Genomic DNA, 12,076 nt, shown 5'->3' on the forward strand with positions numbered 1-12,076 from the left:
CGGGGTAGTCGGTTCTACTTCCCTTCTTCGGAAGGGTGGATGCGGCGTTTTGTGCTGCAGACGGGGTAGTCGGTTCTATTCTCCTTCTTCGAAGGGGTGGATGCGGCGTTTTGTGCTGCAGACGGGGTAGTCTCTCTTTAATTTGCTTTTAGCAAATTATATGTACCACACCCTGTCTTCGCTTTCAGCGAATCCACCCCTCTCAAGAGGGGAATTAAAGCAAATTCCCCTTCAAAAAGGGAAATTAAACCTCCAAAGCAGTTTGGTAATTTTTATTAATTACGTGTCTACTTTGGAGGTATCATATCATAAAAAAATGGGAGAAATTTGATATTGGTACTAGCCCTAAATAAAAAATATGCTTCCATAAAACCACTCATTCAATAAAATGACATTCAAAGTGGTATAGAAAGCACAACACTTGGAGCGGATAATGGGATTCGAACCCACGACCCCTTGCTTGGCAAGCAAGTGCTCTACCGCTGAGCTATATCCGCATTACTATTTTGGTGCGCGAGGTGGGACTTGAACCCACACGGATTATTAATCCACAGGATTCTAAGTCCTGCGCGTCTGCCAGTTCCGCCACTCGCGCTCGAATAGCTATAAAAAAATGGTGACCCGCCTGGGATTCGAACCCAGGACCCTTTGATTAAAAGTCAAATGCTCTACCGGCTGAGCTAGCGGGTCACTTATTAATAGTATAAAATATCTTATTTGGCATAACCGTTAAATATTATAACTGTTACTAAAACTTTTGTCAAGCAAAAAGTTAAAACATCAAGTAAATTTGAGTTTAATATTCATAGTTTATTCTGATGGAAATGATCAAATAGCTACTTTTCTTCTTTTAAAAAGAATTTTGAGGTTAAAAAAAGAAGCAAAATACCCCCAAAAAGTAAAACAAGATTTATAGTTAGAAAGTTATTAAAAGTTATTTGTTCAATTCCCGCAGAAAATCTAACAGAATCAACGACATATTTAACCGGCATAAAGTTGCTAATCCATCTGACGGAACTAGGTAAAAATTCTATCGGAAAATACACTCCAGCGAAAAAAGTCATAACAACATAAAGAAGTGATGCTACTTCACTTGTTACTGATGGTTCTTTAAACAAAAGTAAGAGTAATACACCAAAACCCATCATACCGATAGAAGAACTTATAAAAACTAATATAAGATAAATCCAATTAAAATCAAAACCTAGATTAAACGCAAACTTAGCTAAGATAATTATAATAATTAAAGAAATGAAATTCAAAATCAGTTTTGTAGATGATGCTGATAAAGTAAATTCTAAAGGTTTCATAGGAGAAGTTTTTAATTTTTTTATCAATCCAAGCTTTTTGTATCTTCCAAAAACTATTATCATTGAAAACATGCCACCAGATAATAGAGATAAAGCTATTACACCTGTTAAAATATAATCTAATGGATTTTCTTCGTATTGTCCAGTCGACGTTCTCATGAAATCTATTTTTATAAAATCTTCATCCACACCTGAAAGATATTTTTTTATAATATTTTGCAATTCTAATTTTAAAAATATAAGAGATTGATTAGTTATTTCAGATTCTTTTTGGATAAAGGTTATTTCATTATTTTCTTCTAAAAACAACCCTATATCAATTTTTCCTTCTTCTAAAGCTTTTGAAATTTCAAATAATTTTTCTTCAAAGATGTGCACATTATATGGGATTAATCCTACAAGCTTATTATCTATATTTCCAGAAATTCCAACAGTATAATTGTAATTTTGAGAAGATTCAGTGCCAAAAATCGTTCCAAATAGAAGCAATAAAAGAATTGGTAAAATAAGGGTAAAAAGCAACTCCATCCAATTTCTAAAAGTTTCTTTATAAAATATAGTAAATAAAGAATACATTCTTTTATTTTTCACCATAAATCATCCCCTTATAATTTAAAGAGAAAATAAGAACTGAAGCAATCATCCAAACAACTGGAACAAGAATATTAGCAGGAAGAAGAGCAGTATTAGTCATTATCTTTCTCATTCCATCAACCAGATAAGTTACTGGATTAAAATATACGTACCATCTTATAATCCAGGGTGTGTTAGTTACCTCAAAATAGAGACCACTTAAGAATATAGTTGCTTGATAGATAATTTGAGATACAGCACCTGCCGAAGTCATATTTTTATACAAAGTAGAAAGAAAAAGCCCTACACTTAAGATTACTAAGATAGAGAAAAAAGTGTAAAAAATAAAAGCAGGCTTATATATATAAGAATTGACATCAAATAAATAGCCTTCAAAGTACAGTATAACTAAAGAAATCAACAAAAGAATAATGTGAGAAAGTAAGAAACTTAAAAAGTATTCATTTCCTTTTATGGGAGAGGTTCCCAGTTTTTTAAAAATACCTTTTTCTAGGTTGTATGAAATTTCGAATGGGATATTAAAAACTGCAACTGTTAAAACAGACATGAGGATAATTGCGGGAAATAAAAAATCTCTATATCTAAAAGGTTGTTTATCTTCTAAACCTAATATTTCTTCTTTTATAATTAAATTTACTTCTTCTCCTCTTGTATGCATCATTATATTTACTTCGTCTATAAAAACTTTAAAAATGTCTTTTGCATACAAAGAAGCGTTATCATTGGTGTAGTAGACTTGCAAGTTTGGAACGGTTAGGCTACTTTGAAAAAATTTGAAATTAAGAAGGTTGAAATTTTCAGGGAATACAACGAATGCGTTTATATTAGATTTTTTTAGATGTTCTAGGCCTTCATTAAAATTTGAGTATTCTTGAATTTTAAATGGAATATTGTTGGATGTTTCTGAAGAAAAAATGCCTTCAAAAGTAGTTTTTACAATACCATCTAAAGGTTGTTCATAGTATACTCCTATCGTGAAGTCTATATTATCAGGGTTCCCAATGTTTTCAAATATATTGACAAATAAGATGAAAAACAATGTTGGAAATATTATGGTCCAAAAAGGAATGGCAAATTCTCTAGAAGAGTTAACAAAAAAAGCTTTTGTAAGATTTATAATTTTTTTCATTCTCTATCGCCTAATCCCTTAGGCTTTTTCCTGTTAAATGCAAAAAAACATCTTCTAAATTTGGTTTTCTTATAACCATATTAGATATATCAAATCCTTTTGTTTTTGATTCTTCAAACAGTTTGATAAGAACACTTTCTACATCTTTTGTCTCGATTGTATATGATCCTTCATTTACTGTTATTTTGAAATATAAACTGTTGACGAAATCTTCTTTTATATCTTCAGATTTACCATTAGAACTAATCTGGAAAGTGATTATAGAATTCATTTGTAAAGAATGAATAAGTTCTTTGAGTTTGCCTTCTGCAATTATACGCCCTTGATCAAATATATATATTCTATCTGCTAAAAATTCTGCTTCTTCCATATAATGCGTTGTCAATATAATTGTTTTTCCAGACTTTCTTAATTTAGAAATTATTTCCCAACTATTTCGTCTTGCTTGAGGATCCAATCCAGTTGTAGGCTCATCAAGGAAGACTAGTTCAGGATCATTAATAATTGCGGTAGCAATGGAGAGTCTTTGTAATTGACCTCCAGATAGTTTTGATATTTTGCTATTTCTTTTGTCTTCAAGACTGAAATCAGAAATTAATTTTTCCATATCAACACTTTTCTGATACAAACCTGAAAATGTTTTTATTATTTCACTAACTTTCAAGTTTTCAAAAAAATGCGATTCTTGTAACTGAACTCCAATTCTCTCTTTTATTTTAGAATCTACTTTTTCGATTTTTTTACCAAAAAAGTAAATTTCTCCTTCATCTTTGCTTCTTAACCCTTCAATTATTTCAAGAGTCGTTGTTTTTCCTGCACCATTTGGTCCTAGAATAGCAACTATTTCTCCCCTATTAATATAAAAAGAAATGTCATCCACTGCTTTCACATCTTTATAGTTTTTTTGAAGATGCTTGACTTCTAATACTTTCTCTGTCATTTTGTTATCCCCCTAAAATGAAATTTATACTTCTTCCAAAACATTTTTTAACCACTTTTTACTTCTGAATCTATATGAAAGAATTATAGCTTTAATAACTTCTTCTATCATTGTCAGAGAGTAGACCATAGGGAAACTCAATCCCAAAACTAATCCGCCAATAGCAGATAACGGCACACCAATGAGCCACAGCGTGGAAGCTTCAACCATAAATGAAAATCTGGTATCTCCTCCTGCTCTTAGAAAACCTACAACATTCATTCCATTAAAAATTTTAACAGGAAGAAAAGACATAGAAATTATTATAGTTATCCTTACCATGTTTTTTACTTCTTCAGAAACGTCGAAAAAATCAATAATAAGAAATGTAATGGCTACTCCAAGAATTGCTGCAATCACGCTTATTATTTCTGCGAGTTTTAATGCTTTTTTTGATGTACAATATGCCTCATCAAATTGAGAAGAACCTAATATATTTCCGATTATTACGGAAGCTGCGTTAGCGATAGAGAAAGTTACAGATGTAGCAAAGCCTTCAATGGTAGACATAACTCTTTGAGCTGCAATTACACTTGTGCTCATATGAGCATAAACTACTGAATACATTGTAATTCCCAAAGACCAAGCTAATTCGTTTGCCATGGTAGGAATAGTATAATGAAAAAAGTTTTTTAAAAACTTAGGGGTTAAATTTTTCACATGTCTAAAATAAGCTCTTCCAGGAAGTTTTCTTGAATAAACAATAACAATGGTAGAGGTACTTCCAATTAATCTTGCTATAAAAGTTCCAATAGCAGCACCTTTAATTCCAAAAGCGGGGAACCCTAACTTTCCAAATATAAGAATATAGTTCAGAAATATATTAGAAGAAAGTTCTATAATGGTAATAATTAAAGGCAGATGTACTTTTCTTATACTTCTGAGCATAAAAGAAAAAACCATTGTAATAGCGAATAAGGGATAACTAAAGGCAATTATTTTTAAATAATTAATTCCCGCCTCAATAACCGCGATATCAGGAGTAAAAAATCTTAAAACCATTTCTGGAGCAAAAAAACTCAATAAGAAAAATGGAATAGAAAAAACAATTGATGAAATAAGGGTTATAGCCACTGAGGAAGATAATCCTACTTCATCCTTTTTTCCCCAGTATTGAGAGAAGAAAATTGCTCCACCAGAAACTAATCCAAATAATATTAAATTGTACAAAAAGAAAAATTGGTTTGAAAGTCCAACAGAGGCTATAGCTACCTCACCAAGCATCCCCATCATTAAGGTATCCACAAAATTAACACTTGTAAATATGACTTGCTGTAAAGCAATAGGGAAAGCAACTTTTAAAATTCTAAAATAAACCTCCATGGGTTTACCTCCATGACTTGTCTAATAAGGTATATTTTATCATAACCATTTACTAAATGATATAAAAATTCAGGAAATTATGTGGTATGATATAACAAGTTTCAATTACATTATAAGAAGGTGAAAATAATGAAAAGACAGTGGATTGTTTTATTAGTAATATTGATTCTTTCTCTATTTTCTTTTGGGTCCTCTTTTGTAACTCCAAATGCAGGAATAATTGAGGATGGTTATTTACATTTCGATACTTTTAATCCTGCATGGGGAATAAAATGGGGATTGTTTGGATTCTTAGAGACGGGGATTTCACAAGTTAACCAAGGGGCATATTTGAAAGCAGGGTTCAATGAAATAAACGATATACCTTTAAAATTTAGTGTTTTCTATTCGAATACTTTTGATTCATTATCATCTATTTCTGCCATTTTAGGTTATGATTTTGGAAGGATATATTCAGATATAGGAATCTTATATTCTCAAGAGAAACTATGGGATGAACTTGACTCCCAATCCGAATGGATCGGCAGTTATAGCGGCTTTACAAAAGCAAGTGTAAAAATTATTGAAAAGGAAGAATCAGAGAGTTATATAAATATAGAAGGCTTCTTAAATTTAACAGAAACTTTCGATATAAATAACTATATGATTGCATTTTATGGGGTACAAAACTTTAAGAATAAAACTTGGATTTTTGAGGGAATAAATCTTTATGCGGGACTAGCAATAAACAATGATTTTAATACTGAATTTATTCTTGCAGAAAATATCAACATAGTATTAGGATTATCCACAAGAATTAAAGTGTTTTAATCTTTTTTGTTTATTACTAAAGTCTCTTTTTCTTTTGAGCAAAGAAGAGTTCCGTGAAAAGAATATCCATATTTATCAATATATTTATTGCAGAATTCTTCAGGAGTCATATAATTTAAAGAGCCGTGAGGTCTAATGTAGGAGTAAAACTTTAGATAGACCTCAGTATCTGATAAATAGAGTATTCTTTTAGAAAATTTTCAAATTCTTGAGAAGTAAAAATTGCCTACTGCTCAAATAAGATTAGGCTGATTGTTCTTTTTTTTAGTGATTTATTTCTCTTCCTTATTTTGTGAGAGATTTTATGGAATTTGCCACAATTCTTTAGTGCTCGAGGATATGGCTTTTGCGCCTTTTTCAAAAAGATTAATAACGTCTTCCTTTTTGTTAATCAATCCTCCAGCAATTATTGGGACATCAGTCCTAATATTTTCTATAAAGTAAGGAGCTGCTATTGCTGGAAGTATTTCAAAAGCATCTGGGAGTGAAGACTTTTCAATAAAACTCTTGATTGATTTTAACGATCCAGAATCTATTAGGAAAACTCTTTGTATGGCTAAAAGATTTTCTTTCATAGCAGATCTTATAACATTATTTTTTGTTGAAATGATACCGTTGCATAACTTTTTTGTTGCTAAAAATTCTACGCTTTTTTTGTCAGAAGCAATACCTTCAAGTAAATCAACATTAATCATCAATACCTTTTTGGATTTTTTTACCTGAAGCATGATATTTTCAAGGTCAAGGAGTGAGCCAGTTAACAAAAAAATAACAGGTGATTTTGCTTTCAAAGCATCTTCAAAGTCATTTAGATTTCTAACTGCTGGAATTATTGTATTTTCTACTATTAAATCCTTTAGGCTAATCATAAAGTTTTAAGCTCCTTTAACTAGTTTGTCTCTTGTGTAATTTTTAGTTTCTACCGTCCGTGTAGCTATTATATCACAACCTGTATTTAAAATATTTTTGATTATAATATCCCCTCTTTTTATTGGAGCTTCTACTTCGGTTTTTCTAATTATATCCATTATTTTGCTCATAAGTCTTAATGGAACGGGTTTGTCAGATCTTACAGAGGCCATAGGGATTTCTCCGTTTTCAACTTTTACACTGGTAACTACGACCCTCAAAGGGTCTGAAATTTCTTGTTTTACAAATTCCAGTCCTCTTTTGCAGCGGTTTCCACTTGTTTCAACTATTTCGATATCATCAGCATCTACATAAATAACATTAATCTTACAACCTAAAGGGCAAGTCGTACATACTATTTTCTTCTTTTTATATTCAACTGAATTCACGTGCTTTCACCTCAATTTCCTTTAAATTTTTATCTTTAAATGGTTTCATGAATATTTCTATCATCTCTGAAGGTCTAGCTTCTTCTTCAACCATTTTGATACCTAAAGGTTCAACGGTTATTTCCACTTTTTTAAAAGCTTTAGAAACACGCAAATATAACTTTGCACGTTCGTTTGGATCAATGTAGGAAGGATGCATTATATTGATACCTTCCCCTTTTTTAATTGTTATTATATCCTCTGGATGATATTCGTTTTTTGCATATAACGCTGCATACTTTCCAGCTTTTTCGCCTTCTTTAGCAACATAATCTACTAAGTCAAATATAACAGTGCAATTACCTGCTGCGAAAATCCAGTCTTCACTAGTTTGGTTAGTATTAGAAGTTATAAATCCTGGCCCTGTTCTTACAAATTCCACAGGTTTAACAGAAGGGATAAGGCCTACGGAAGTTATCAAAGAATCAACTTCAAAAATTTTTTCTGAATTAGGGATAATATCTCTATTTTCATCGAGCTGAGAAACATATACTTTATTTAATCTTTTATCTCCTTCGACTTTAGTAACTGTATGTGAAAGATAAAGAGGAATTCCGTAATCTCTTAAGCATTGTTGAACATTTCTTTCCAATCCACCAGGATATGGCAGTATTTCAACGACACCTTTTACCTCAATGCCCTCAAGGTGCAATCTTCTGGCCATGATTAATCCTATATCTCCTGAACCAACTATCAATGCACTATTAGCTGGTTTTAGATTTTGAAGGTTAATGTATTTTTGAGCGACTCCAGCTGTGAAAATTCCGCTAACTCTATCTCCAGAAAGTCCCAGAGAATTAAAATGTCTTTCTCTTGCACCCGTTGTCATAACCAAGGCCTTAGTTTTTATTTCATGAATGCCTTGACTATTTACAAAAGTTATTTTTTTGTCCTTACTTACTTCAAGAACAAAAGTCCCTTTTAATATTCGTACATTTGTTTTTTCTAGTTCCTCTTGAAGAGTCTCTTTAAACTCAGGCCCTGTCAAATCTTTTCTGTAATATTGTAATCCAAAACCATTATGTATACACTGGTTTAGAACTCCCCCACTTTCATCTTCTCTTTCGATTAAAATAACATCTGCGCCATTTTTATTTGCTGAAATTGCTGCAGCCATTCCTCCACCGCCGGCACCAATAACAACTACATCAGTTTCGTATTTCATATTATTCTCACCTCTGAATTAATTATCCATGAGCCTTTTTCATTTTGAAGTATTTCATCGGGTCTTAACCCTGTTTCTTCAGAAATTATTTTTAATATCTTTGAAGAACAAAAACTTCCTTGACATTCTCCAAAAGATGCCCTTGTTGCAAATTTCACTTCATCTATAGTTCTAGCACCATCTTTTATAGCTTCTTTTATTTCTTTTTTTGTAACTTTATTACAGAAACAAACCATTTCTCCAGCTTCTGGATCTTCTTCAATGACTTTTTCCCAATATTCTAAATCGGTTTCAACTAAGTGAGGAGTTTTTTCAACATAATTAATATAATCACTTCTTTTTTGAAGGTTTAAATGTATTTTTTCTTGAATTAAATATTCAACAACATATTTAGCGATTGCTGGGGCTGCTGTTAATCCGGGTGATCTGATTCCAGAAACATGTATTACATTATCTTTTCCTTTGTCTATATAAAAATCTTTATCTCTCGTTTCTGGCCTCAATCCAGCAAAGGTTTTAACTACGTTTCTAGAAAAATCTAAAGAAGGAACTAAACGTAAAGATTTTTCTTTGACTTCTGAAAGTCCTTCAAATGTTGTTGAAAAATCTTCTTTTGATTTTACACCACGAGCTGTTGGACCAGCAATATATCCACCGTCTACTGTAGGAACAATCAAACATCCCTTAGTTAATTTAGAAGGAGTTGGAAAGATTATGGAGTTTACATATTTGATATCTTTCCCCAACAGAAAATACTCACCTTTTACAGGAAAAATAAAGGGTACTTCATCACCAAATAATTTCGCGACCTCATCAGCATATAAACCAGCTACATTAATAACTAAATCAGCTGTATAGTTACTTCCATCTTCAAAATACAATTCGAATTTTCTATCTTTCTTTTCCACATTTACAAGTTTTTTATTCTTTAAAACTTTTCCTCCGTTAAGTTTAACGGACTTTGCTGCTTGCATTGCAACTTCCCAGGGTTCAACTACACCTGCTATAGGGCAGTAAAAAGACCTTAAGGCACTTTCATTCAAATTGGGCTCCATATTTACTAACTCGTCTCTTTCTAAAATTTTATATTCATTGACATTATTTTTTATTGCTTTTTCCACTAATTCATCTATAGCTTCTAATTCATTTTCTTCCAATGCTATAACATGAGAACCTGTTCTTATTATCTCTACAGAAAGTTCTTCAGCAACTAAATCATACAATCGATTACCCTTATAACACAATTCTCCTCTTAAACTTCCTGGGGGATCATCGTATCCTCCGTGAATTATACCTGAATTACCTTTGGTCACTCCTTGACCAATTCCACTTTTTGATTCAAACAAATAGACATCTTCAATATATTTGTTAATTTCTCTAGCTATCAAGCTTCCAACGATACCTGCTCCAATTACAGCTATCATTTTTGAACCTCCTTAAAATCTTCTGATGAATAAAAAAACCATATCCTTTTTACGAATATATCTCGCAATTTGGATATGGTTTTCTCTTATTCTCTACCATATTATTTTTATTTTTTGATATTCTAACATATCAAAGTTAACTTTAAGTAAAATCACTCGTTTTCTATCCAACCTTTAGCTCTTTTTACAGCTTTTTTCCAACCTTTGTATAATTTTTCTTTTTCTTCTTCATCCATATTTGGTATAAAAAGAGAATCTCTTTTCCATTTATCTAATAGCTCTTTTTGTCCTTCCCAATATCCCACTGCTAGACCAGCCAAATATGCAGCACCTAGTGCGGTAGTTTCGCCAACAACGGGTCTTTCTACTTGGATACCAAGGATATCTGATTGAAATTGCATTAAAAAGTTGTTGGCAGATGCTCCTCCATCTACCCTCATAGTTTTTAGTTGAATATGAGAATCAGCTTCCATAGCTTCTAAAACATCTCTTGTTTGGTAAGCTATAGATTCCAATGTAGCCCTTATAATATGTGCTTTAGACGAACCTCTTGTTAAACCTACTATTGTACCTCTTGCATACATATCCCAATACGGTGCGCCGAGTCCCGTGAATGCTGGTACAACATACACACCACCGTTGTTTTCAACTTTTGTTGCAAAATATTCAGTATCAGGAGCGCTATCGACAATTTTTAATTCATCCCTCAACCATTGGATAGCTGCTCCTCCTACAAAAATAGATCCTTCTAAAGCATAATAAACTTTTCCATTAACTCCATAAGCTATGGTTGTTAACAAGCCGTGTTTTGATAAAACTGGTTCCTCTCCCGTATTCATTAGCATGAAGCAACCAGTTCCATATGTATTTTTAATCATCCCTTTGTCATAACATACTTGCCCAAATGTAGCAGATTGTTGGTCACCAGCTATACCAGCAATTGGAATCTCTGCACCAAATATATCTTTATCTGTATACCCAAATATCTGACTGGAAGGCTTAACTTCTGGCAATAAAGATTCAGGGATTTGAAGCTCTTTTAAAAGATCTTCATCCCATTTTAAATCAAAAATATTGTATATCATCGTTCTAGATGCGTTAGTGTAGTCTGTTACATGTACCTTTCCATTTGTTAATTTCCAAATCAGCCATGTATCTATCGTACCAAATCTTAACCGACCTTCTTCCGCTTTGCTTCTTGCACCCTCAACATTATCTAAAATCCATTTTATTTTTGGACCAGAAAAATACGCATCTATCATCAATCCTGTTTTATTTTTTACTATATTATCTAAACCTTTATTTTTTAAACCGTCACATATTTTAGATGTTCTCCTATCCTGCCAAACTATGGCATTATAAATAGGTTTGCCTGTTTCAGCATCCCATATTACGGTAGTTTCTCTTTGATTTGTTATACCAATTGCACTTATTTGGCTTCTCTTTATATTGGCACGAGCTATTGCATCAGCCATAACTCCCATGGTATTAGCCCATATCTCATTTGGATCGTGCTCTACCCATGCGGGTTTTGGATAATATTGAATAAACTCCTGTTGAGCAACGCTAACAACGTTACCATCATGGTCAAATATTATTGCCCGTGAACTAGTTGTTCCTTGGTCTATCGCTAAAATATATTTCTCCATCTTAAATCCTCCTCTTAATCGCTTTTATTAATATAAATAATAAACCATATCAAGAAAAACGAAGTATTTTCGCTTTTTGATATGGTTTTCTCTTATTCTCCACCATATTAAATTCATTTTAGATTATATAATATTAATTTTATATTATCAAAAATCATTAGAGGTAATTATGATTGATTAAAAGCAATTAAATCCGATTATACGCAAATATCTTTAATTATGGTAATTTTTATTCTGTGAATTTTTACTTTTCTAATTTGAATAATTACACGGTTCAATTCCCCTTCTGTGAAGGGGTGGATGCAGCGTTTTATGCTGCAGACGGGGTAGTCGGTTCTATTCCCCTTCCTCGAAGG

The 12,076-nt window shown here is 32.1% G+C and carries 10 protein-coding genes and 3 tRNA genes; 1 reads left to right on the forward strand and 12 read right to left on the reverse strand.

Translation table 11 applies throughout. The features are described from left to right. Positions 1–422 precede the first annotated feature (422 nt). From PW5551_RS01205 to PW5551_RS01235, 7 genes are all read right to left on the reverse strand, one after another. Positions 423–497: transfer RNA gene (locus tag PW5551_RS01205), tRNA-Gly, on the reverse strand. Positions 498–507: 10 nt separating this feature from the next. Beyond that, positions 508–595, reverse strand: a tRNA-Leu gene (locus PW5551_RS01210). A 19-nt stretch (positions 596–614) separates the two neighbouring features. Then, positions 615–690 (reverse strand) — tRNA-Lys (locus PW5551_RS01215). A gap of 146 nt (positions 691–836) precedes the next feature. Continuing rightward, a complete protein-coding gene (locus tag PW5551_RS01220) occupies positions 837–1,901 on the reverse strand; it encodes an ABC transporter permease (protein ID WP_233488389.1) in 1,065 nt (354 codons plus the stop codon). Next, positions 1,891–3,033: an ABC transporter permease gene (locus tag PW5551_RS01225; protein WP_113073743.1), complete on the reverse strand. Its 1,143-nt coding sequence runs from the start codon at positions 3,031–3,033 to the stop codon at positions 1,891–1,893. Before PW5551_RS01225 ends, PW5551_RS01220 begins: the two co-directional genes overlap by 11 nt. Positions 3,034–3,043: 10 nt before the next feature. Further along, positions 3,044–3,973, reverse strand: a complete 930-nt coding sequence (locus tag PW5551_RS01230) for an ABC transporter ATP-binding protein (protein WP_113073746.1) — start codon at positions 3,971–3,973, stop codon at positions 3,044–3,046. Between the two features lie 24 nt (positions 3,974–3,997). Then, the gene (locus PW5551_RS01235) at positions 3,998–5,335 is read right to left on the reverse strand and encodes an MATE family efflux transporter (RefSeq protein WP_113073748.1); all 1,338 of its coding nucleotides are present in this window, start codon (positions 5,333–5,335) and stop codon (positions 3,998–4,000) included. Between the two features lie 129 nt (positions 5,336–5,464). On the opposite strand from PW5551_RS01235, the gene PW5551_RS01240 reads away from it, so the two are divergent. Next, a complete protein-coding gene (locus tag PW5551_RS01240; RefSeq protein ID WP_113073751.1) occupies positions 5,465–6,145 on the forward strand; it encodes a hypothetical protein in 681 nt (226 codons plus the stop codon). Positions 6,146–6,447: 302 nt separating this feature from the next. On the opposite strand, the gene PW5551_RS01245 is transcribed toward PW5551_RS01240, so the two are convergent. The 5 genes from PW5551_RS01245 to glpK form a co-directional block, all read right to left on the reverse strand. After that, positions 6,448–7,014, reverse strand: a complete 567-nt coding sequence (locus PW5551_RS01245; RefSeq protein WP_113073754.1) for a glycerol-3-phosphate responsive antiterminator — start codon at positions 7,012–7,014, stop codon at positions 6,448–6,450. Positions 7,015–7,020: 6 nt separating this feature from the next. Then, a complete protein-coding gene (locus PW5551_RS01250) occupies positions 7,021–7,443 on the reverse strand; it encodes a DUF1667 domain-containing protein (RefSeq protein ID WP_113073757.1) in 423 nt (140 codons plus the stop codon). Then, positions 7,430–8,647 carry an NAD(P)/FAD-dependent oxidoreductase gene (locus tag PW5551_RS01255; RefSeq protein WP_113073759.1) on the reverse strand — a complete coding sequence of 406 codons (1,218 nt, stop codon included), beginning with the start codon at positions 8,645–8,647 and terminating at the stop codon, positions 7,430–7,432. Before PW5551_RS01255 ends, PW5551_RS01250 begins: the two co-directional genes overlap by 14 nt. Beyond that, positions 8,644–10,071: an NAD(P)/FAD-dependent oxidoreductase gene (locus PW5551_RS01260; RefSeq protein WP_113073760.1), complete on the reverse strand. Its 1,428-nt coding sequence runs from the start codon at positions 10,069–10,071 to the stop codon at positions 8,644–8,646. The genes PW5551_RS01255 and PW5551_RS01260 overlap by 4 nt, the downstream gene beginning before the upstream one ends. 152 nt (positions 10,072–10,223) lie before the next feature. After that, entirely contained in the window at positions 10,224–11,720 is a 1,497-nt protein-coding gene (glpK, locus tag PW5551_RS01265) for a glycerol kinase GlpK (protein WP_113073763.1), read from the reverse strand. Between the last annotated feature and the right edge of the window lie 356 nt (positions 11,721–12,076).

The sequence above is a fragment of the Petrotoga sp. 9PW.55.5.1 genome (genome assembly GCF_003265365.1).
In the GTDB taxonomy this organism is placed as follows: domain Bacteria; phylum Thermotogota; class Thermotogae; order Petrotogales; family Petrotogaceae; genus Petrotoga.

What these genes read in the sequence shown, in the direction of transcription:
- PW5551_RS01230 (WP_113073746.1), bottom strand. Translation starts at nt 3,973, where the DNA reads ATGACAGAGAAAGTATTAGAAGTCAAGCATCTTCAAAAAAACTATAAA.
- PW5551_RS01245 (WP_113073754.1), bottom strand. Translation starts at nt 7,014, where the DNA reads ATGATTAGCCTAAAGGATTTAATAGTAGAAAATACAATAATTCCAGCA.
- PW5551_RS01260 (WP_113073760.1), bottom strand. Translation starts at nt 10,071, where the DNA reads ATGATAGCTGTAATTGGAGCAGGTATCGTTGGAAGCTTGATAGCTAGA.
- PW5551_RS01235 (WP_113073748.1), bottom strand. Translation starts at nt 5,335, where the DNA reads ATGGAGGTTTATTTTAGAATTTTAAAAGTTGCTTTCCCTATTGCTTTA.
- PW5551_RS01255 (WP_113073759.1), bottom strand. Translation starts at nt 8,647, where the DNA reads ATGAAATACGAAACTGATGTAGTTGTTATTGGTGCCGGCGGTGGAGGA.
- PW5551_RS01240 (WP_113073751.1), top strand. Translation starts at nt 5,465, where the DNA reads ATGAAAAGACAGTGGATTGTTTTATTAGTAATATTGATTCTTTCTCTA.
- glpK (WP_113073763.1), bottom strand. Translation starts at nt 11,720, where the DNA reads ATGGAGAAATATATTTTAGCGATAGACCAAGGAACAACTAGTTCACGG.
- PW5551_RS01225 (WP_113073743.1), bottom strand. Translation starts at nt 3,033, where the DNA reads ATGAAAAAAATTATAAATCTTACAAAAGCTTTTTTTGTTAACTCTTCT.